This window comes from Cellulophaga baltica 18 (genome assembly GCF_000468615.2).
Classification (GTDB): Bacteria; Bacteroidota; Bacteroidia; order Flavobacteriales; family Flavobacteriaceae; genus Cellulophaga; species Cellulophaga baltica.
This window is the reverse complement of sequence record NZ_CP009976.1, coordinates 1,258,668-1,281,016: the sequence shown is the minus strand read 5'-3', so window position 1 is coordinate 1,281,016 and position 22,349 is coordinate 1,258,668. Positions and strand designations below refer to the sequence as shown.

General features: G+C 35.0%; 22 protein-coding genes. 15 read left to right on the top strand and 7 right to left on the bottom strand.

The window, feature by feature from the left end:
- Nucleotides 1-19: 19 nt before the first annotated feature.
- From M666_RS05340 to M666_RS05315, 6 genes are all read left to right on the top strand, one after another.
- Complete coding sequence (locus M666_RS05340) at nt 20-1,486, top strand: lipopolysaccharide biosynthesis protein (protein WP_029447454.1); 1,467 nt, start codon at nt 20-22, stop codon at nt 1,484-1,486.
- Between the two features lie 32 nt (nt 1,487-1,518).
- Nucleotides 1,519-1,953, top strand: coding sequence for a dUTP diphosphatase (gene dut / locus M666_RS05335; RefSeq protein WP_029447455.1), 435 nt, complete (start codon nt 1,519-1,521; stop codon nt 1,951-1,953).
- 118 nt (nt 1,954-2,071) lie between these two features.
- The gene (locus M666_RS05330) at nt 2,072-3,088 is read left to right on the top strand and encodes a sugar nucleotidyltransferase (protein ID WP_024482301.1); all 1,017 of its coding nucleotides are present in this window, start codon (nt 2,072-2,074) and stop codon (nt 3,086-3,088) included.
- Between the two features lie 65 nt (nt 3,089-3,153).
- Nucleotides 3,154-4,101, top strand: a complete 948-nt coding sequence (locus M666_RS05325; RefSeq protein WP_039325197.1) for a tetratricopeptide repeat protein — start codon at nt 3,154-3,156, stop codon at nt 4,099-4,101.
- 12 nt (nt 4,102-4,113) lie between these two features.
- Nucleotides 4,114-4,878: a lipoprotein insertase outer membrane protein LolB1 gene (locus tag M666_RS05320; RefSeq protein ID WP_316932437.1), complete on the top strand. Its 765-nt coding sequence runs from the start codon at nt 4,114-4,116 to the stop codon at nt 4,876-4,878.
- A gap of 2 nt (nt 4,879-4,880) precedes the next feature.
- Nucleotides 4,881-6,113, top strand: coding sequence for a murein hydrolase activator EnvC family protein (locus M666_RS05315; protein WP_029447458.1), 1,233 nt, complete (start codon nt 4,881-4,883; stop codon nt 6,111-6,113).
- A 42-nt stretch (nt 6,114-6,155) separates the two neighbouring features.
- Here M666_RS05315 and M666_RS05310 read toward each other — a convergent pair whose 3' ends face one another.
- Nucleotides 6,156-6,683 carry an acyl-CoA thioesterase gene (locus M666_RS05310; protein ID WP_025616246.1) on the bottom strand — a complete coding sequence of 176 codons (528 nt, stop codon included), beginning with the start codon at nt 6,681-6,683 and terminating at the stop codon, nt 6,156-6,158.
- A 57-nt stretch (nt 6,684-6,740) separates the two neighbouring features.
- Nucleotides 6,741-7,691: an HU domain-containing protein gene (locus M666_RS05305; protein WP_029447459.1), complete on the bottom strand. Its 951-nt coding sequence runs from the start codon at nt 7,689-7,691 to the stop codon at nt 6,741-6,743.
- Between the two features lie 104 nt (nt 7,692-7,795).
- Here M666_RS05305 and dprA point away from each other — a divergent pair, with 104 nt between their 5' ends.
- The 3 genes from dprA to M666_RS05290 all read left to right on the top strand — a co-directional run bounded on the left by dprA (nt 7,796) and on the right by M666_RS05290 (nt 9,897).
- Nucleotides 7,796-8,899 (top strand): DNA-processing protein DprA, encoded by a 1,104-nt coding sequence (gene dprA, locus M666_RS05300; protein WP_029447460.1) that lies wholly within the window; start codon nt 7,796-7,798, stop codon nt 8,897-8,899.
- 40 nt (nt 8,900-8,939) lie between these two features.
- Complete coding sequence (locus M666_RS05295) at nt 8,940-9,503, top strand: Crp/Fnr family transcriptional regulator (protein WP_029447461.1); 564 nt, start codon at nt 8,940-8,942, stop codon at nt 9,501-9,503.
- A gap of 67 nt (nt 9,504-9,570) precedes the next feature.
- Nucleotides 9,571-9,897, top strand: coding sequence for a DMT family transporter (locus M666_RS05290; RefSeq protein WP_024482309.1), 327 nt, complete (start codon nt 9,571-9,573; stop codon nt 9,895-9,897).
- 366 nt (nt 9,898-10,263) lie between these two features.
- Here the strand turns inward: M666_RS05290 and trpS are convergent, their stop codons facing one another.
- Complete coding sequence (gene trpS, locus M666_RS05285; protein ID WP_024482310.1) at nt 10,264-11,232, bottom strand: tryptophan--tRNA ligase; 969 nt, start codon at nt 11,230-11,232, stop codon at nt 10,264-10,266.
- 71 nt (nt 11,233-11,303) lie between these two features.
- On the opposite strand from trpS, the gene M666_RS05280 reads away from it, so the two are divergent.
- Nucleotides 11,304-12,050, top strand: coding sequence for a lysophospholipid acyltransferase family protein (locus M666_RS05280; RefSeq protein ID WP_029447462.1), 747 nt, complete (start codon nt 11,304-11,306; stop codon nt 12,048-12,050).
- Here M666_RS05280 and M666_RS05275 read toward each other — a convergent pair.
- From M666_RS05275 to recA, 4 genes are all read right to left on the bottom strand, one after another.
- Nucleotides 12,040-13,551: a porin family protein gene (locus tag M666_RS05275; protein WP_029447463.1), complete on the bottom strand. Its 1,512-nt coding sequence runs from the start codon at nt 13,549-13,551 to the stop codon at nt 12,040-12,042. The two genes, M666_RS05280 and M666_RS05275, sit on opposite strands and share 11 nt — an antisense overlap.
- Nucleotides 13,552-13,597: 46 nt before the next feature.
- Entirely contained in the window at nt 13,598-14,137 is a 540-nt protein-coding gene (locus M666_RS05270; protein ID WP_029447464.1) for an RNA polymerase sigma factor, read from the bottom strand.
- Between the two features lie 36 nt (nt 14,138-14,173).
- Nucleotides 14,174-14,593, bottom strand: a complete 420-nt coding sequence (locus M666_RS05265) for a hypothetical protein (RefSeq protein WP_024482315.1) — start codon at nt 14,591-14,593, stop codon at nt 14,174-14,176.
- An 86-nt stretch (nt 14,594-14,679) separates the two neighbouring features.
- Nucleotides 14,680-15,687: a recombinase RecA gene (gene recA, locus M666_RS05260; RefSeq protein WP_024482316.1), complete on the bottom strand. Its 1,008-nt coding sequence runs from the start codon at nt 15,685-15,687 to the stop codon at nt 14,680-14,682.
- Nucleotides 15,688-16,036: 349 nt separating this feature from the next.
- Here recA and trhO point away from each other — a divergent pair, with 349 nt between their 5' ends.
- The 5 genes from trhO (at nt 16,037) to M666_RS05235 (ending at nt 22,336) form a co-directional block, all read left to right on the top strand.
- On the top strand, nt 16,037-17,068 hold the full coding sequence (gene trhO / locus M666_RS05255; RefSeq protein ID WP_029447465.1) for an oxygen-dependent tRNA uridine(34) hydroxylase TrhO: 1,032 nt from the start codon (nt 16,037-16,039) through the stop codon (nt 17,066-17,068).
- 225 nt (nt 17,069-17,293) lie between these two features.
- Nucleotides 17,294-18,700 (top strand): PSP1 domain-containing protein, encoded by a 1,407-nt coding sequence (locus M666_RS05250; RefSeq protein ID WP_029447466.1) that lies wholly within the window; start codon nt 17,294-17,296, stop codon nt 18,698-18,700.
- The gene (locus M666_RS05245) at nt 18,693-19,175 is read left to right on the top strand and encodes a gliding motility lipoprotein GldH (RefSeq protein WP_029447467.1); all 483 of its coding nucleotides are present in this window, start codon (nt 18,693-18,695) and stop codon (nt 19,173-19,175) included. Before M666_RS05250 ends, M666_RS05245 begins: the two co-directional genes overlap by 8 nt.
- Nucleotides 19,176-19,182: 7 nt before the next feature.
- On the top strand, nt 19,183-21,531 hold the full coding sequence (locus tag M666_RS05240) for a penicillin-binding protein 1A (RefSeq protein ID WP_029447468.1): 2,349 nt from the start codon (nt 19,183-19,185) through the stop codon (nt 21,529-21,531).
- A gap of 103 nt (nt 21,532-21,634) precedes the next feature.
- The gene (locus M666_RS05235; RefSeq protein WP_029447469.1) at nt 21,635-22,336 is read left to right on the top strand and encodes a CoA transferase subunit A; all 702 of its coding nucleotides are present in this window, start codon (nt 21,635-21,637) and stop codon (nt 22,334-22,336) included.
- The last annotated feature ends 13 nt before the right edge of the window (nt 22,337-22,349 follow it).

Here is a 22,349-nt window from a genome sequence, read left to right as displayed (position 1 = left end):
AACGCCTAATTTTCAACGGTTGAATCCATTTAAAAAACTTTTTAAACAGACCTTTGTATATGGGCTGGCAACAGTGCTACCCAGAATGCTATCGTTTATCTTGGTGCCGATATATACTGGTGTAATGCCTGACCCGGCATTATACGGTAGAATATCTGTTATTTTTTCTTGGATTGCCATTTTTAACGTGTTTCTAGCCTACGGAATGGAAACATCATTTTTTAGATTTTTCTATAAGGCTGAAGATAAAAATAAAGTGATTTCCACGTCACTGATTTCTATTCTTGCGTCTACCACCCTATTTTTTGTAGTTGCCTATATTTTTAGAAACTATTTTGCAGCTTGGAGTGATATTGATGTAACCTACATCAAATATGCTATTTACATTTTAGCCTTAGATGCTTTAGTAATTATCCCATTTTCATGGTTACGCGCCACCGAAAAATCGATGCGGTATGCCATCATAAAAATTGTAAATGTTGCCATAAATTTAGGACTGAATGTCTTCTTTCTAATTTACCTTCCAACAATCGTAGAACAGAATCCGTCTAGTGCATTAGCCTGGATGTATAAACCGGACTTTCAGATTTCCTATATTTTCATTTCAAACTTAATTGCTAGTGCTTTTACATTAGTGGTAATGTTAGAACTCTACTTTAAAAACAACTATATATTTGACAAAGAGCTTTGGCGAAAAATGATGAAATACGCTTGGCCAATACTAATTGCCGGAATTGCATTTACCATTAATGAAGTTTTTGATCGAATTTTATTAGAAAGTTTACTGCCGGAAAACATAGCCGAATCAGAAGTAGGTAAGTATTCTGCCTGTTATAAGTTGGCCGTTTTCATGACACTATTTGCTACAGGTTTTAGATTGGGTATAGAACCTTTCTTCTTCAGCCATTCAAATTCTGAAAACCCACAAAAAGCATATGCACAAATCACCAACTACTTTGTAATACTAGGAAGTATAATTTTACTTGGCGTGATTGTATTTGCAGACGTATTAAAAGTACTTATCGTACAAAATGAAGCCTATTGGGAAGCAATGCCTGCTGTGCCTTTATTAATTCTAGCAAGTTTCTTTTTAGGTATTTATCATAATTTATCGGTTTGGTATAAAGTAACAGACAAAACCCGCTATGGGGCTTTTATATCGGTAATCGGTGCTATCATTACCCTACTCATAAATTTCATCGCTATTCCCTATTGGGGCTATATGGCATCTGCATTAGCAACTTTATTGGCCTATGGTACCATGATGGTCTTATCTTATTGGATTGGAAAAAAACATTATCCAATTCCGTATAATATGCGAAAAATTCTATTTTATCTTGGGCTATCTATTCTTCTGTCTATTGTATCATTTTATATCTTTGACCAAAATTTAATTATTGGAATAATTTTACTTCTAATTTTTCTTGGTTTAGTATATAAGTTAGAGAATGAAAAGATTAGACAAATAATTTCAAACAAAAAATAGCTTTAAAAAATAATTACATCCAAATATTAAAAATGGAAATAAAAATACTTAACAAATCTACTCACGAGTTGCCGCATTATGAAACTGGGGCCTCTGCAGGTATGGATCTTCGTGCTTTTATACCGGAAGCCATTACTATTGCTCCTTTAGAACGTACGATTGTAAAAACTGGGTTATTTATAGAACTCCCTGTTGGCTATGAAGCACAAGTTAGACCACGAAGTGGGTTGGCTGCAAAAAAAGGAATAACTGTTTTAAATGCGCCTGGTACCATTGATGCAGATTATAGAGGAGAAATAGGTGTCATACTCGTTAATCTTTCCAATGAAGCATTTACCGTAGAAAATGGGGAGCGTATTGCACAATTAGTTATTGCTAAACATGAACGCGCCACATGGACACTTGCTGAAGAATTATCTGAAACCAAGCGTGGTGAAGGTGGGTTTGGAAGTACTGGCGTAAAATAAGCAGTAGCTTACGGTAGAATATTTAGACGAAGCACCCGTTATCACTTTAAATATTACATAAATAAAATATTAACTAAAAAATAAATTTCTTTTGTCTAAAAGGATTTAATATAGGATTATGAAAATTATTGTTCCCATGGCTGGTCGTGGATCACGACTAAGGCCACATAGTTTAACAGTTCCAAAACCATTAATTCCGGTAGCCGGAAAACCAATAGTACACCGTTTAGTATCTGACATTGTTGGTGTATTAAATCAGCCTATAGAAGAAATTGCTTTTATTCTAGGAGACCCCGCTTTCTTTGGCGATGATGTTGTGGAAAGTTTAAAAGCATTGGCTGTAGAATTAGGTGCTAAACCAAGTATTTATCGTCAATTAGACCCAAAAGGTACAGGTCACGCCATTATGTGTGCAGAACCTTCATTGAGTGGACCCGCGGTAATTGCTTATGCAGATACACTCATCCGTGCAGATTTTGATTTAGACAAAGAAGCCGATAGTGTTATTTGGACTAAAAGAGTAGAAAACCCATCTGCCTATGGTGTAGTTAATCTTAATGATAAAGACGAAATCGTAGAATTGGTTGAGAAACCAGAAACCTTTGTAAGTGATCAAGCTGTTATTGGAATTTATTACTTTAAAGATGTAGCCGTTCTTAAGAACGAATTGCAGTATGTTTTAGATCACAATATCATTAATGGTGGTGAATACCAAATTAATGACGGTATTAAGCGTATGATGGCTGATGGCAAAGTGTTTAAAACAGGTACGGTAACAGAATGGATGGATTGTGGAAACAAAGCTGTAACGATAGAAACCAACCAACGTATGTTAGGTTTTCTTGAAAAAGATGGCGAACCACTAGTTGCTGCATCTGCTACTTTAGAAAATGCAAATATCATAGCACCTTGCTTTATAGGCGAAAATGTAGTGCTAAAAAATACTACTGTTGGTCCGTTTGTTTCTATTGGAAACAATACGGTTATTGAAAACTCAACTGTTAAGAATAGCTTAATACAGACCAATACTAAAATTTCAAATGCTAACTTAGACAATGCTATGATAGGAAATCATGTTGTCTTTAATGGCAATTTTGAATCGATAAGTATTGGTGATTATTCGGTATTAGAATAATTGCATTAAAAATAAACAACACTAGCCTTCTCTTGAACACGGAAGGCTAGCTTGTACTAAAACATATGAAAAGAAAGTTTTTGCTTACTTATGGTATTATAGGGATTTTTATGATCTCGAACCTAAGTATTGCGCAAAAACAAATAGATAGCGTAGAAGAAAACGCTGAGCTATTCCTTGAAGAATACTCCGATGATTTTCAAGAAAAATTCTTTGAAGGCCTTAAACAAAAAGGCATTGAAAATTATGACAAAGCCATACATCTATTCTTAGATTGTAAAAATATAGATCCTAAAGTTAAAGCTGTAGATCATGAACTTGCGCAAGTATTTCGTGAGACAAAACAATTGGACTTTGCTCAAGAACATGCCATTAATGCCTTAAATAGTGACCCAGAAAACTATTGGTATTTACAGAATCTAGTGCGTATATTACAATTGAGAAGTGATGGTATCAGCTCGGTAGAATCTCAAATACCGTATGACAATATTGCCCTCAAGAAGAATTTAGCCCTTGTGTATTACCAAATGGAAATTTACAAAAGCGCCCTAACGGTTTTAAATTCTCTAGAAACATCAAAATTCACAGAAAACCTCTATTCAAAAATTAAAGCAGGCATAAAAGTTCAAGAGGAAAATAGCGAAACTTACAGTTATAGTACTACCGTTTCTAATAATACGAGAAACACAGAAAGTGGATCTATTGAGCATTATAAAAATTATATTTCTAATTTAATACGAAGTAAAAATTATATCATTCTAGACACCATCTCCAAAGAAGCATTGCAAAATTATCCTGCACAACCTTACTTCTATTACGCCAGAGGCTTAGCTTTAAACCATAAAAAAAGGTATAGAGAGGCTATTGCTGTATTGGAAGAATCTCTAGATTATATGCTAGATGACATCAGCTTATCTAACAAAATAAATAAAGAACTCTCTGTTGCCTATAATGGAATTAATAATACGGTTAAGGCAAATATATATCTCAGAAAAATTAAACCCGGATTTTAAAACAAAATAAGCGTGTTAAAAAAAATAATATTTAGTATTTCAATTCTCTTTGTGGTTTCATGTAAATCGACAAAAATAGTAACAAGTGGTGCTATTGATGAAAGTCTAAGCTCAAAAGCAATCATCAAGGCGCATTATGCCAATGCTTTAGATTTTGAAACAATTTCGGGTAAAATGAAAATAAATTATGAAGATAAAAATGCGTCACAGGGATTCAGTGTTAGTCTTCGTATGGAAAAAGACAAGGCTATATTAATTTTTGCATCTTTTAATATTTTTAAGGCGTACATCACCCCAAATAGAGTATCTTTTTATAACAAGCTTGATAATTCCTATTTTGACGGTGACTTCTCTTATTTAAGCAAATTATTGGGTACAGAATTAGATTTTGAAAAAGTACAGAGTTTACTTTTAGGTCAGGCTATTTTGGATTTACGCGATGCTAAATATGATGTAAATGTGGCTAATGAAAATTACCAACTACAGCCTAAAAAAGCATTAGAGTTATATAAAATCTTATTTCAAATAGAACCAAAATACTTTAGAGTTAGCAAAGAGCAAATCTCACAACCAAAAGAGCAACGTTTGCTGCAAATAAATTACACGAATTACCAGGAGATTGACAAAAAAATAATCCCTAATGAAATTGTCATTTCTGCCGCAATGGATGGTAATGAAAGCTTAATCGAAATTGAATATAAGAATATTGAGTTTGATCGTAATTTAAAATTTCCTTACGATATACCAAACGGTTTTAAAGAGATTAGCTTAGATTAAATATGAGTTCAATTAAAACATATCCACACTTTTTTGTTTTCATAGCGCTCTTAATCTGTGGCCTACAGGCAAGTTATTCTCAAACCACAGAACAAAAGAACTTAGAGGCCAAGCGTGAAAGGCTTCAAAATGAAATCCGAGAAATAAACCGACTTCTCTATGCCGAGAAGAAGGAAAAAGGAAATGTTTTAGATCAAATGAATGCGTTAGATAAAAAAATATCTGTACGCCAACAATTGATAAGAGTTACCAATGAGCAATCTAATTTGCTAAACCGACAATTAAACGCGAACGTCAGAAATATTTCTAAACTAAAGAATGAACTAACCACGCTAAAGGAAGACTACGCATTGATGATTCAGAAGTCGTATCAGAACAAATCTAAACAGAGTAGACTAATGTTCTTACTTTCTTCAGAAAGTTTCTTCCAGGGCTTTAAACGGCTTCAGTACATGAAGCAATACACCAAGTTTAGAAAAGAACAAGGAGAACAGATTCTTTCAAAAACAGAAGAGCTTAATTCATTGAATGAAACGCTTATTGCTCAGCGTAAAACTAAAGATCTTTTAATCGCAGAAAACACTGCTGCAAAAAAAGAGTTAGAAATAGAAAAGAAAACTCAAAATACACTTTTGAGTACCATTCGAAAAAACGAAAGCAAGTATACGGCTACAATTAAACAGAAAGAAAAAGAAGCCCGTAAAATAGATAAACAAATAGAGGGCTTGATAAAAAGCGCTATTGTTAGTTCCAATAAGAAAGCGGGAAACACAACCAAATCAGACAAATTTGTTTTGACGCCCGAGGCTACTGTCATTGCTAATAATTTCTCTTCGAACAAAGGAAAACTTATTTGGCCCGTAGAAAAAGGAATAAAAAGTATTGGATTTGGGGTCTATAATGACGCAGTATATCCAGGTATTAAACACCAGAACAATGGTGTCATCATCGCTACTGATCAGGGCGCTAAAGCACGTGCCATATTTGAAGGAGAAGTTATTGCTGTCATTAGTGTGCCTGGTGGTAATAAAGGAGTGCAAATAAAGCATGGTAACTACATAAGTACTTATTACAATTTATCTTCTGTATATGTTACAAAAGGAGATCATATAAAAGCAAAAGCGGCGCTTGGCGAAGTTTTTACAAACACTAGTAGCAATCAAACGCTGTTAAAATTTTATTTGTATCAAGATACCTCAAGGCTTAATCCTGAAGAATGGATTTATAAGCTTTAAGAACAAGGCATAAAAAAACCTCAACAAGTGAGGTTTTATATATTATTTAGTTGTTTCATCGGCTAAAAATAATGCTTTGAGTTCTGTAGCATCATGTGGTTTCATCTTACCCGCCAACACCAAGCTTAGTTGTTTTCTTCGTAAAGCCGCTGCAAAACGATCTTTTTCTAAGTCGGTTTCCGGAAGTAATTGTGGCACCTCTGTTGGTTTCCCAGTATCATCTACAGCAACAAAGGTATAAATGGCATCATTAGCTTTAGATTTAGTCCCAGTAAAACGGTCTTCCATCCAAACATCTATATACACCTCCATAGACGTCTTAAACGCTCTAGAAACAGCAGCCTCTACAGTTACAACACTCCCAACAGGGACAGATTGATTAAATGCTACGTGATTTACAGATGCAGTTACTGTAATTCTTCGGCTATGACGTCTTGCTGCAATACTTGCGGCACGATCCATTCTAGCCAATAATTCACCACCAAACAGATTATTTAAAGGGTTAGTTTCGCTAGGCAAAACCAAATCGGTTAAAATTGTTCTAGATTCACGAGGAGTCTTAGGCGTCATATCTTATTTTTTTGGCGAAGATACGTTCTTTAAATTGGCTTAAAAAACAGAATAATTTTATTCTTGAAACAACCAAGCATCACTAGATTCTGTCTGCTTAATTTTTCTCAAATAATTGATGGCATCGTTAGCTTCAGAAAAACTATCAAAAGCAACAACATGGAAACCAAACTTGTTTACCCCAATATAATTTGCATTATAGCCTTTAGATTGTAACTGCTCTATTTTCTTATCCGCATTCTCTTTCACCTTAAATGCACCCGCTACAATATGGTATTGTGTAGCTGTAATTGGAGCTTTAAATGATGCATGTAAGTTTACAACAGGCAATTCTAGTGGAGAAGCATCAAAGAAGGTAGCTTCCTCTATTTTTTTAGATACTTGCTTTTGAGCATCTTGTTGCACTAGCTGATCTATATTCTGATTTTCTTTATAAAAACGCAATCCAGATAAACCTAAAGATATTCCAAAGAATATAACTGCTGCATATTTCAGATAAGGTCTGAAAGAATGTTTAGCTCTTTGTTCCGGAGTGATGATAAACGGAATTTCTTCTTCTAATTTTACAACTTCTTCTTTTAGTACTTCTCTAGTAATTTTACCAGAAACACAAGAAGACAAACCAAATGAGGTCGTTAAGAAATTTACTTTTTCAAAAGGTTCAAATTGAATCTTACCTTCTTTATTTAACCAAAGCTTACCAATATTCCCTAAGAATAAACGCTCACCTCTTTGCAATTGAGTTTTCCAATTTTTACCAATCGTTGCTAACTCCGTTAACATGGTCTCATAACTTGCCTTTTCAATATCGGCAACATACGAAACCAACAAACCATCATTAGACGTAAGCAATTCATTAAATGAAATAAACTTTGACGGTGGGTAAAATGTATGGGTGTCTTGATCAATAAAAGCAGATTTAGTCTGACTTAAAAATGCTCCAAACTCAGGTACTATAACGCAATTATACCTGTAAAGTAATTCCTCAATATGGTGTTCTAATCTCATCGTGGCAAAGATTGCAAAAAAACAAGCGGCAGAAAACCCCTTAGATTACTTTTTATTAACATTTTAAAAGATGTACCTTGTAAAGCTATAAATACATATTACAAATGACTGATAGTGAGCTAATTTCATTATTAAAATTACAGCGAATTCCTAATATTGGTGATGTTACAGCCAAAAAATTAATTTCACATTGTGGTAATCCTGATGCTGTTTTTGAAGAAAAAAATCAAAACTTATTAAAAATTGATGGTATTGGCACACACACTATCAAGCACTTAAGGGAAAAAATATATCAAGAAGAGGCAGAAGCTGAATTTCTATTTGTAAAAAATGAAAATATTACTCCAATATACTTTCAAGAGAAAAACTACCCTAATTATTTAAAACATTGTATTGATAGTCCCATTCTACTTTTTGAAAAAGGCAAAATAAATTTAGCCGATCGAAAAATCATAGGCATCGTTGGCACAAGAAATATTACAAGCTATGGCACTTCATTTTGCGAAAAGCTTATAGAAGATTTAGCGCCTCTAAATCCTATAATTGTAAGTGGCTTTGCATATGGTGTAGATATTTGTGTTCAAAAAGCCGCGATTAAACATGGCTTACAAACTATTGGCTGTTTAGCGCACGGTCTAAATCAAATATATCCAAAAGTACATGCCAAATATATTTCTGACGTAGAAAAAAATGGTGGTTTCTATACAGAGTTTTGGTCTACAAGTAATCCGGAACGAGAAAATTTCTTAAAAAGAAATAGAATTGTGGCCGGTATGAGTGAAGCCACTATCGTTATAGAATCTGCCGAAAAAGGAGGAAGTCTAGTAACCGCAGATATTGCCCACAGCTACAATCGTGATGTGTTTGCTGTCCCCGGTCGTGCTGGTGACAAATATAGTACAGGTTGCAATACGCTTATCAAACAACAAAAAGCACAAATGCTTACCTCAGCAGCAGATCTAATCTATAATTTAGGTTGGGAATTAAAAGATAAAAAAGCAACAACGGTTCAAAAACAGTTATTTGTTGATTTGGATGATACAGAACAAGCAATACACAGTTATTTATTAAAAGAAGGCAAGCAAATGTTAGACCTCATCGCTTTAACCTGCAACATTCCTATTTTCAAAGCCTCTTCTACCCTACTGAACATGGAAATGAAAGGCGTCATCAGACCTCTACCTGGCAAACTGTTTGAAGCGCTCTAATGACGAATCATCAATAGAAATAAATACCACGCATACACGCATGAGCTTAGAAGAAATAATAAACCAAATTTACCCCTTGCAGGGTCCCTCTAAAAAGCAATTAATGGCTATTTTCGAAGAAGAGACCTATCCTAAGTCTCATATTTTAATAAGAGCCCAAAAAATAGAGCCTAAACTTTATTTTATGAAAAAAGGAATTGTCCGGGGATATTCAGAATTTGAGACCGGTGACATTACCTTTTGGTTCGGAAAGGAAGGTAACCCGATCCTTTCTATGAAAAGCTACGTTGAAAACGAAAGAGGGTATGAAAATATTGAACTTTTAGAACCAAGTACGGTCTACAGCGCAGATAGCCAAACACTAAAATTATTATTCAAAAAAGACATTGCTATTGCCAATTGGGGAAGAATACTGGCAGAACAAGAACTTATCAAAACAGAAGAAAGACTTATATCAAGGCAATTGAGAACAGCGACGGAACGCTACCAAGAGTTAATTAGTAATGAGCCAGATTTGATTAAAAGAGTACCCTTAAATCATATAGCTTCTTATTTAGGCATCACCCAAGTTAGTTTAAGTAGAATCAGAGCTGCTTTAAAATAAATTGTTTTTTATCATATGTAAAGTATTAAGCCAATCATTCTATCGAATTTTGCAAAAAATAAATACGATGAATTGGATTTTATTAGTCATAGCGGGCCTATTCGAAATAGCTTTTGCCTTTTGTTTAGGGAAAACGAAAGATACTACTGGCGCAGAAATGTATTGGTGGTACGTGGGATTTTTAATTTGTGCTACAACCAGCTTCTTATTGCTTATTTACAGCATCCGCAGCTTACCTATAGGAACTGCATATGCGGTCTGGACTGGAATAGGAGCCGTAGGAACGGTACTTATTGGAATACTCGTATTTAAGGAACCTGCTAATTTCTGGAGAATATTCTTTATTTCTACTCTTATTATCTCGATTGTTGGCTTAAAGGCTGTCGCTAAATAAAACTACATATATCCGCATCAATAACTATTGGAGCAATTTCAGAAGACATGACGTATAAGGATCAACAAGAACTTATGTCTTCTAAAGATAATGGACGTTAAAACGATAAGCTACTTGCGCTCGTCACCAAAAAAACTATACTAATGAGTCGTTTTTCCTTTTCTGAAGATTAAAATACACCCTTTACTTACAGACCACATAGTTTGTTCCTGTAACAAAATATGAGCTACCAGCATTAAACAGTGCTGTTCATCGACAAAATACATGCGAAAATCTGAAATAAGGCAGCCTTTCGAAATTCCGTAATATTAAAAAACCGACTCATGAGTCGGTTTTTATATTTTAAGTAAAAAAGAGTAAAATGTATTAGTACCCTACCTTTTCTCTAACACGACCTAACACTTCATTCGCAATTTTACGCGCTTTTTCTGCCCCAATTTCTAAAGCCTTATCTATTTCATCGGTATGATTCATGTAATAATCAAACTTCTCACGAGCCTCACCAAATTTAGCTACAATTACGTCATACAAAGCTTGTTTTGCATGCCCATATCCATAATTTCCGTTTAGGTAATTGGCCCGCATTTCTGCAATTTGCTCTTCACTTGCCAATATCTTATACAGCGCAAATACATTATCCGTATCAGGATCTTTCGGGTCTTCCATAGGTGTACTATCCGTTTGGATTCCCATAATTTGCTTACGTAACTTTTTATCTGTTTGAAAAAGGTTAATTAAATTCCCCTTACTCTTACTCATTTTAGCACCATCTGTACCTGGTATATACATGGTTTCTTCTTGAATTTTGCCTTCTGGCAATACAAAAGTTTCTCCCATTTGCGCATGGAAACGAGACGCCACATCCCGTGTCATTTCTATATGCTGTAATTGATCTTTACCTACGGGAACAATATTAGCATCATACAACAAAATATCTGCCGCCATAAGCATAGGATAAGAAAACAAACCGGCATTCACATCATCCAAACGATCTGCTTTATCTTTAAAAGAATGTGCCAAAGTTAAACGTTGGTATGGAAAAAAACAGCTTAGATACCATGATAATTCTGCTGTTTGAGGAATAGCACTTTGTTTGTAAAATACCGTTTTAGATATATCTAAACCAAAAGCCAGCCAAGTTGCAGCCACTGCATAGGTATTATACCTTAATTCTTCCCCATTTTTTATCTGAGTAAGAGAATGCATGTCCGCAATAAATAGAAAAGATTCATTTTTTGGGTCATTTGCCATTTCAATAGCTGGCATAACTGCTCCTAAAATATTTCCTAAATGTGGAGTTCCTGTACTTTGTATTCCTGTTAAAATTCGCGCCATTTCTTGTAAAAAATTATCCTGCAAAGATAAAACAAATAGTATAACCTCGTAAAATTGTTACTTTTGAATTTATGATTTCATTTTCGCAAAAAATAGGAAGTGTACTATACCAAATTTGGTTCTACATTCTAGTAGCAATTCCCATCCTTATCTTTCTACCTGTATTGGTAGTATTATCAGCCTCAGAAAAGTGGTATCCTCAGTTTTTCTGGGTAGCACGTAATATTTGGGCCAATTTTATTTTATACGGAATGGGTTGTATTCCTAAAATTAAGCGAGAAGAAAAGCTCGTAAAAGGAAAAAGTTATATGTTGGTAGCTAACCATACGAGTATGTTAGACATCATGATGATGCTTAAGGTTAGTCCTAATCCTTTTGTGTTTGTAGGTAAAAAAGAGCTCGTAAAAATTCCTTTATTTGGATTTTTCTATAAGCGTGTTTGTATTCTGGTAGATCGCGGTGACAGCAAGAGTAGAACGGCAGTATACAGAAGAGCACAAAAGCGACTGAGCCAGGGATTGAGTATCTGCATATTTCCAGAAGGTGGTGTTCCAGACGAACATATTATTTTAGATAGCTTTAAGGATGGCGCTTTTAAAATGGCAATTGCACATAAAATTCCGGTAGTGCCTATGACTTTTTATAACAACAAAACCCGTTTACCATTTACCATCACGAAAGGAAAACCGGGAATGAGTAAAGTTACCGTGCATCACTTCTTTAAAACCGAAAACCTAGACGAAGCCCATAAGGCAAGTTTACGAGACGAAGTTAGAACGGTTATTTTAAATGAATTAAATAAAACTTCTAAAATCTAAAACTCACACCACTATATACGCCCACGGAGAAAGGTTGAAAATCTCCTGCAGTATTAGAAAAGGTATTTAGTTGATATTTAAACACAGGTTCCAGGTTAAAAAGGAGCTTTTGTGTGAGCTTATAATTAAACCCGAATCCAAAATTTGTACTAAAGTTAATGTCGTTGATATTGTTTGCCTCCCCTACTTCCGTAGTTTGATCTCCTGAATTTAAAAACACATCATTATTCAACAAGAATAAAGAGCTTACACCTCCAATTACATTAATCCCGAAGCGTTTGTCCAATAAAGCATAGTTCAACTCTAAGGGCACTTCTAAATAACCAAACTGCTGTGATAAATCGCCATTTAAACTCGGAGACTTTGCCGTAACATCACTTGCTACAAATCCTGCTTTAGAATCAAGATTCAATTCGCTCTGAACCACAATATTTTTCGAAGTTGTTTTATAATCTATATTAGCTATTTGCACTGTTGCAGCACCATTTACAGAAGAACTAAATTCAATTTGATTGGTGTTATACCCATAATCTACTTTGTGAATCCCAGATCTTACTTTTAATCTTTTTGTTACCTCATAAGCAACAGCTACGCCATAACTTAAATTTACATTACCCGTCTTAGAGTTAGAAATAAAAGCGGAATGTATCGGAGATCCCTCCCCTAAACCATTAAAATAAACAGGCGCAATACTAGGGCTCACAGACCATTTATTTGCTTTATGTTCTGCTACAAGCACTTCCTCATCTTCTATTTCATCAAAAATAGACTTCTTCTTTTCTTTAGGATTATTTGCTTCTTTTTCCACGCTAGGCGTTATCGCAGCAACGTCAACCCTACTTTCATGAACGTTTGCATCTGTATGTTTCTCACGAAGAGGAGAATTATTTTGATTCTTCGTATTATTCGCAATACCCACTGCATTTTGAGTTGTACCACTAGATGTATTTTTAGGTACACTACCTAAGTTTGAAGCCTTTCCACCTGCACCGTGATTATTTTCTTGTTGATGATTCTCTGCCCGTTCAGTTGAAGCTTCTGCGTAAGACATAGTTGCGTTTGGAGCATAATTCCCAGCCCTTGTTGCTTTCTTTACCTTAGTACGTGTTTCATCACCCGCTACATAAGAAGGTACCGCAGAAGAATTGTTTTCTTTTACCGCTTCCGTATCAAAAACTTCCTGGTTCGTAGTGCCAGAAGTTTCTACTATTGGTGATTCTCCTGTTTTTTCAATAAGCTCCTTAGAATGTTCTTCTACTGGTTGTTCAATATCTACCACAGGAACACTATCTATATCATTTGAAAACGGATTTATTACATACAGCAATAGTAATGATGCCGCAGCAATGCCTCCCAGTTTCCACCACCACACCGGAATTAATTTGCGTGATTTCTTTTGATCAAGAGATGCTTCAATAGCGGTCCAGACTTTATCATCAGGAACTTCATCAAAATCTCTGAACTGTTCACGAAACAATTCATCTAAATTCTTTTTACTCATTTCTTACTAATTATCTTCAAAATTGGCAGTATCACAAACAAGATGGTTATAAAATAACCTCTCGTTTTATATCTGCTTCTATTTTTTCTTTTAAAATCATCCTAGCTCTCGCTAAGTTAGATTTTGAGGTCCCTAATGAGGTTCCTAACATTTCACTAATCTCTGCGTGAGAATATCCGTCTAGAACATATAAATTAAAGGTTAGTCTATATTTATTGGGCAATTCTTGTATGTATTGCAATAAACTGGCTAAACTAATCTCAGAAAAGCTACTAGACGCTTCCACTTCTTCTTCCTCAATATTATCATGCACAAGACTAAGATTAGTCTCTTTCCTGTATTTCTGAAGGATTGTATTTACCGTAATACGCTTTATCCATCCTTCAAAAGAACCCTTAAACTTAAACTGGCCTATCTTATTATAAATAACCATAAAACTATCATGCAAATTATCCTCGGCCTCCGTTTTATTGCGAGAATACTTAAGACAAACCCCAAACAATACCCGAGAGTAATCTCGATATAATTGCTCCTGGGCTTTTCTATTGCCTTTTTTGCAGTTGTTAATGAGTTCTTCTAGACTCAAAATTGAGTAGTGTATTTAAGGTTGATAACTTTATTGCTATTCGTTCACCGGCACTTCTATTTCTAAATACTCCGCTTCACCATTTGCATCTTCTCCTGTGTAAAATTTAAAAAGATAGGTGTCTGGATATAAAACAATAAAATTAAACGAAGTTTCTACTTCCTCCAAAACTTCTTTACAATCATCAGAATCACTTAACATAGAACCAATAGCTGCTACAGTTCTTATGGTAGTATCTTCTTTGACAATATCAAAACCTTCAAAAAAAGCACAATCTGATGTTCTCAGATACGTTACTTTAATTTCATAGGTTTCGTTTAAATCAAAAGATTCTGGAATTTCTACACTTTCTATTGGAAGCGTCACAAAGTGGAAATTTTCAGTTTCATCTAAGCTACATCCTGTAAAACTTAGTACTGCCAACAACATCGTGAAGAGCGCAAACAGATTTCTCATACTTATTTTTTTAATAAGATGTTAGAGCTCGTCAATGGTTGCGTTTAAAAAAAGAAAATCCCAATTTTTACATCGGGATTTTTAATTTAGCTTTTTACAGTTTTTATGGCTTCTCTAATTTTTGCGTCGAGTTCCTCTTGTAATTCAGGATTATCCTGCAGTAAGTTTTTAACGGCATCACGCCCTTGTCCTAATTTGGTATCGCCATAACTAAACCAAGAACCGCTTTTCTTAATAATCTCATATTCCACTCCTAAGTCAATTACCTCACCAACTTTAGAAATACCTTCTCCATACATAATATCAAATTCTGTTTGACGGAAAGGCGGAGCAACTTTATTCTTAACTATTTTCACTCTAGTCTTGTTTCCTTGAACATTACCATCTGAATCTTTTATTTGAGTAGATCTTCTGATATCTACACGTACTGATGCATAAAATTTCAATGCGTTACCACCAGTAGTTGTTTCAGGATTCCCAAACATAACTCCAATTTTTTCACGCAATTGGTTGATAAAGATTACCGTACATTTTGTTTTACTAATAGAACCGGTAAGTTTACGTAAGGCTTGAGACATTAAACGTGCGTGAAGACCCATTTTAGAATCTCCCATTTCACCTTCAATTTCACTTTTAGGCGTCAATGCCGCAACAGAATCTATTACTACAATATCAATAGCACCAGAACGAATTAAATTGTCAGCAATTTCTAAACCTTGCTCCCCGTTATCTGGTTGTGAAATAATTAAATTATCAATATCTACACCTAATTTTGCTGCATAAAAACGGTCAAAAGCATGCTCCGCATCAATAAATGCTGCAATACCGCCACTTTTTTGAGCTTCTGCAATAGCGTGTAACGTTAAGGTTGTTTTACCTGATGATTCTGGTCCGTATATTTCAATAACTCTTCCTCTAGGATATCCTCCAACACCTAAAGCTACATCTAATCCTAAAGATCCAGACGGAATTACTTCAACGTCTTGAACCACACTATCCCCCATTTTCATAACGGCACCTTTACCGTATGTCTTGTCAAGTTTATCTAGGGTTAGTTTTAATGCCTTTAATTTTGCTTCTTTTTCCGAACTCATTTTTTTTGTATTAAGGAAGGCTAAATTACCAATTCTTTTCGCATATAACAATTTGAGAAGCAACCTTTTTAGAAATCACACACCTTAGTATTAGTGAACGCTTTCACAGATGCTATTACTTTGTTGTAGTGCGCAGTGATGATCACTACATTTCTAATAAATTTCTATGAAAAAGATTATTTCAGTGATCTGGTAATGGCCTTGAAAATTTTCAAGGCCATTTTAGTTTTTAGCTCTAAGCGCAAATCTTAATTACAAGAACTTGATGCATAATTGCTTGGTATAACTTTTCAAAACCTTTAAATTTGCATTCTTTAAATAAATCTTTAACTCATAAAATTAGTATAGCATGCAACTGTACAATACGTTGAGCGCAAAAGAAAGAGAAGCTCTTATCGAAGAAGCTGGTAAAGAACGACTTACAATCTCTTTCTATCAATATGCGCATATTAAAAATCCAGAACTTTTTAGAAATCACCTTTTCATTACATGGAATGAATTAGATGTTTTAGGCAGAATTTATGTTGCTTTTGAAGGCATAAATGCGCAATTATCAGTGCCCGCAGAAAATTTTGAAGCCTTTAAAAAACATTTAGATAGCATAAGTTTTTTAGAAAATGTTAGACTTAACATTGCTATTGAACAAGACAACAAATCGTTTTTAAAATTAAAAGTGAAGGTCCGCGATAAAATTGTTGCAGATGGTCTTGATGATAATTTGTTTGATGTAACCCAAAAAGGGATACATGTTGATGCTGAAAAATTCAATGAGCTTATTGAAGATCCGGATACAGTTTTAGTAGATATGCGTAACCATTATGAAAGTGAAATTGGACATTTTAAAAATGCCATTACTCCAGATGTAGATACGTTCAGAGATTCTTTAGATATTATTGAAAACGATTTAAAAGACCATAAAGAAGATAAAAAACTAGTGATGTATTGTACCGGAGGAATTCGCTGCGAAAAAGCTAGTGCCTATTACAAGCATAAAGGCTTTAAACAAGTTTATCAGTTAGAAGGCGGAATTATTGAATATACGCGGCAAGTTCAAGATAAAAAATTAGAGAATAAATTTATGGGTAAAAACTTTGTTTTTGACCATAGAAGAGGCGAACGTATTACCGATGATGTTATTGCAAATTGCCACCAATGTGGTAAACCATGTGACAATCATGTAAACTGTGCCAACGAAGCTTGCCACTTATTATTTATACAATGTGAGGAATGCGCGACCAGTATGGATCAGTGTTGTTCTACAGCGTGCAAAGACATCCACGCGCTGCCTTTTGAGGAGCAAAAAGCATTGCGCAAAGGTAAAACTGTGAGTAATAAAATATTTAAAAAGGGTAGGTCGGAAGTTTTGAAATATAAAAAATAAGACTACAAATTACTTTAGTACTCTAAGTACCATAGGATAAAAACCTCATCATCAATATGGTGAGGTTTTTAATTCTAATTTCAAAGCCTCTGAAAAATTTATTACAGCTCTCCTTTTTTAAAATTTTCGTCACATCGAAAAATCACTATCTTTACGGTTATTAAATTTTAGTATGAACCTTTTTTCTTGCAGACTACTGGTTTTCAAGAAATCAATATAAAAAATATGGGTTGTAGCAGTTGTTCAACTGGTAAAGACGGACAACCAAAAGGCTGTAAGAATAATGGAACTTGCGGAACTGATGGTTGTAATAAACTTACAGTTTTTGATTGGCTCTCAAATATGTCACTTCCAAATGGAGAAAAACCATTTGATTGTGTCGAGGTCCGATTTAAAAATAGCAGAAAAGAATTTTTTAGAAATTCAGAAAATTTATCTCTTTCAATTGGTGATGTTGTAGCTACTCAAGCACAATCTGGCCATGATATTGGTATGGTTACTTTGACAGGAGAACTTGTAAAAGTTCAAATGAAAAAGAAAAATGAAGACCACACCAATCAAGAATTACCAAAATTATACCGAAAAGCCTCTCAAAAAGATATTGATATTTGGCAAAAATGTAGAGATCGCGAAGCAGAAATTCAGAAGCGTTCTCGAGAATTAGCTATTGCTTTAAATCTGCAAATGAAACTTTCTGATGTTGAGTTTCAAGGAGATGGGTCTAAAGCAACTTTTTATTATACAGCAGAGGAGCGCGTAGATTTTCGTCAGTTGATAAAAGATATGGCCAAGGCATTTGGTATTCGAATAGAGATGCGCCAAATTGGATACCGCCAAGAAGCTCAACGCTTAGGAGGTATTGGCTCTTGTGGTCGTGAACTTTGTTGCTCTACATGGCTTACAGATTTCAGATCTGTAAGTACCTCAGCAGCACGGTACCAGCAACTATCTCTAAATCCGCAAAAATTAGCAGGTCAGTGCGGAAAACTTAAATGTTGTTTAAATTACGAATTAGATGTTTATTTAGACGCTTTAAAAGATTTCCCTGCATCAGACACCAAAATCATCACAGAGAAAGGTGTGGCTTTATGTCAAAAAGTAGATATTTTCAAGGCTACTCTTTGGTTCTGTTACAAAGATGATTGGGCTAATTGGCATGCACTATCAAAAGAGCATGTAAATGAAATGCTCGAGAAGAACAAGCGTAATGAGAAAGTTACTAGTCTTGAGGAGTATGCTATTGAGGAGTCTGAAGAAAAAGAACAAGAGAAAGTTTTTGAAAATGTAGTGGGTCAAGATAGTTTAACCCGTTTTGACAAACCAAAGCAGCCCAAAAACAACAGAAACAAAAAACGTAGTCCGGCAAGAAAACAGCAACCGAATGCGAATGCAACTAAAACTGCAACGCCAGAAAGAAAGCAAAATAAGCCTGCAAACAATCAGAATCCTAATCAAAAGCCTAAACCAAATAGGAATAAACCAAGAAAACCTAGACCACCAAAGCCTGCAAACGCTGAAGGTAAACCAAGTGAACAGAAAAATCAGAATTCACCTAGTAAGGAGGCTACAGGACCAAAGAAAAATAACAAGCGAAGAACTAATAATAAAAAAAGACCTACCGACAATGGCTAAGTATTTGTTTTGTTTTTTATCTCTCGTACTCCTGGCATCCTGTGATACTACTACCGTAAGCTCTGAGTATAAGTCAACACCCAATGGGAATTGGGATAAAGATGATATCAAAGAATTTCAGATCACAGAACTAGATTCAACACAACATTATGATATTTTCATCAATCTTAGAAATGATGAAAAATATGCCTATAGCAATATCTTTTTAATTGCAGAGTTAGAATATCCTAATGGTGCATCTGTAAAAGACACCTTAGAATATGAGATGACTCTCCCTGATGGGCAGTGGTTAGGTAAAGGATCTGGAAGTATTAAAGAAAGTAAGCTTTGGTATAAAGAAAATATCGTTTTACCCGTCAAGGGCGTATATAATTTAAAAATTGCTCATGCCATGCGTAAGAATGGACGAGTAGAAGGAATCGTAGATTTAGAAGGCATTACAGATGTCGGTTATAAAATTGAAAAACACCAATAATTAAGGAATGGCAAGGGCTCCCAAAAAAAAACAAAAAAACAATTTTTTCAAATTCATTAAGTGGTTCTGGATACTATTTTTAACAGGATTATTAAGTGTAGTTTTAATTTTCCTAGCAGCATCGTGGGACTGGTTCGGAGAATTACCAACTTTTGAAAGGTTAGAAAATCCGCAAACCAATTTAGCGACAGAAATTATTTCTTCTGATGGAGAAACCTTAGGAAAGTACTACTTAGATGATAACCGTACGCCGATACCTTTTGAAGAATTACCAAAAAACTTGGTTGATGCTTTAGTCGCTACAGAAGATGCTCGTTATTTTGAGCATTCTGGTGTAGATGCCCGCGGGACACTCCGTGCTTTTGCCTATTTAGGTTCTAAAGGGGGCGCGAGTACTATTTCTCAACAATTAGCAAAACAATTATTTACTGGTACTGCTGCCCGAGGATGGGGACGTTATACGCAAAAAATAAAAGAATGGGTTATTGCTACACGTTTAGAGCGCCAATATACCAAAGAAGAAATCATAGCCATGTACTTTAACATCTATGATTTTGGGAATAATGCCGATGGGATTCGTTCTGCTGCAAAAATATATTTTACGAAGGAACCAAAAGACTTAAATGTCTCAGAATCTGCTATGTTGGTAGGAATGTTTAAAAACTCTTCTTTATACAATCCACGACCTAAACGTAATCCAGAAGGCACCAAAAATAGACGTGATGTTGTTTTGGCTCAAATGGCAAAATATGAGTTCATTTCAGAAAAAGTTAAAGACTCTTTACAGAAACTACCATTAGGTTTACGCTACTCTCCAGAATCTCACAGTGATGGTCTGGGTACGTATTTTAGAATGCACTTACAGAGTTTTTTAAATCAATGGATTTCTAAAAACCCAAAACCGGCATTAAAAGGAGAAAGAGATAAATGGAACATTTATTTAGACGGATTGAAAGTCTATACTACCGTTGACTCTAGAATGCAACAAAATGCAGAAGATGCTGTTCAAGAACATATGAAAAATTTACAGGCAGAATTTTTCAAACAAAACACGCCAGAACGCAATAAGACAGCTCCTTTTTTAGATATTAACACCAAAGAGATTAATAGCATTATGGAACGCGGTATGAAAGTTTCAGACCGTTGGAGAAAGATGAAAAAGCTAGGAAAGTCTGAAAAAGAAATCAGGGCCTCCTTCAAGGAACCTACGCCCATGGTAGTTTTTGACTGGAATAGTGAGGGTAACGAGAAAGATACCATTATGACTCCTTTAGATTCTATCCGTTATTACAAATCATTTTTACGTACAGCTATGATGTCTATGGAACCACAAACAGGTCATGTTAAAGCATGGGTTGGTGGTCTAAACTATAAGCATTTTCAATATGATAATGTAATTCAAGGTGCACGCCAAGCAGGGTCTACTTTCAAACCTTTTGTATATGCAGCAGCCATAGATCAATTACGTCTTTCGCCTTGCGAAACCTTGTATGATGATGAATATTGTATTGAGGCTGGGAAGCATGGCAACCAGGAAGCATGGTGCCCTAAAAACTCTGATGGTAAGTATACTTTAAAAAATATGAGCCTCAAGACGGCTTTAGCGGGATCTGTAAATACTGTTACTGCGCAATTGATGGACAAAGTAGGACCAAAACCCGTCGTGGCTATGGCTAAAAATATGGGGATCTCAAGAGATATTCCTGAAGTTCCTTCTATCGCTCTAGGTACTGCAGATGTAAATGTGTACGAAATGGTGGGCGCTTTTGGAACCTTTGCCAATGAAGGTGTCTATGTAAAACCAGTTCTTGTTACCAGAATTGAAGATAAAAACGGAACGGTTCTTTATGAATATGTACCTGAAACTAGAGATGTAATGAGTAAAGATGTTGCTTACGCTATGGTAGATTTAATGCAAGGTGTAGTACAATCTGGTTCTGGAGGAAGATTAAGACACAGCTACGCAAAAAATAATGCCGTTTACAAAGAAGTAGTTACAGGATATCCTTATAACTTAACTAATCCTATTGCTGGTAAAACAGGAACCACACAAAAAAATAGTGATGGTTGGTTTATGGGTATGGTACCTAACTTAGTTACTGGCGTTTGGGTTGGCGGTGAAGAAAGAGCTACCCACTTTAATAGAACAGCTTATGGTCAAGGAGCTTCAATGGCCTTACCTATTTGGGGGCTATATATGGTTAAAAATTATGCTAATAAAGAATTAGATATTTCAGATGGAAATTTCAAAAAGCCGTCTGGTATGAGTATCGAATTAGATTGTTCAAAATTTCAGGACGATAAAAAGGATAGTACCAGTCCTGAAGAAGATGATTTAGATGATTTAGATTTCTAATCTCAGAGAATCAATTTCAAAATGCCCTTAGCTTTTACTAAAAAGTTAAGGGCATTTTTCATTTAAAAAATAGTAATTTAGAGGCAACTCAATTTATATTAAAATGATTAAGAAAACTGTTTCTAATGTTCATGAAGCTTTAGAAGGTGTACAAGATAAAATGACTTTTATGCTTGGCGGCTTTGGCTTGTGTGGAATACCGGAGAATGCTATTGCGGAATTGGTGTCTTTAGAAGTAAAAGATATTACCTGCATTTCTAATAATGCTGGAGTAGATGATTTTGGCTTAGGTTTATTATTGCAAAAGCATCAAGTAAAAAAAATGATCTCCTCTTACGTAGGTGAAAATGATGAATTTGAAAGGCAAATGCTGAGTGGCGAACTAGATGTAGAATTAACCCCACAAGGAACACTAGCCGAGAAATGTAGAGCAGCTCAATCTGGATTTCCTGCATTTTATACTCCTGCAGGTTATGGTACTGAAGTGGCTGAAGGAAAAGAGACCCGAGAATTTAATGGGAAGATGTATGTTTTGGAAGAAGCCTATAAAGCCGATTTTTCTTTTGTAAAAGCTTGGAAAGGGGACGAAGCAGGGAATTTAATTTTTAAAGGAACTGCCCGTAATTTTAACCCTGTCATGTGCGGTGCTGCAAAAATTACGGTTGCAGAAGTTGAAGAGCTTGTTCCTGCAGGAGCATTAAACCCTAACGAAATACATGTGCCTGGAATTTTTGTTCAGCGTATTTTTCAAGGAAAAGATTATGAAAAAAGGATTGAACAACGTACCGTAAGAACAAAAAATTAATTCGTTTTCAAAT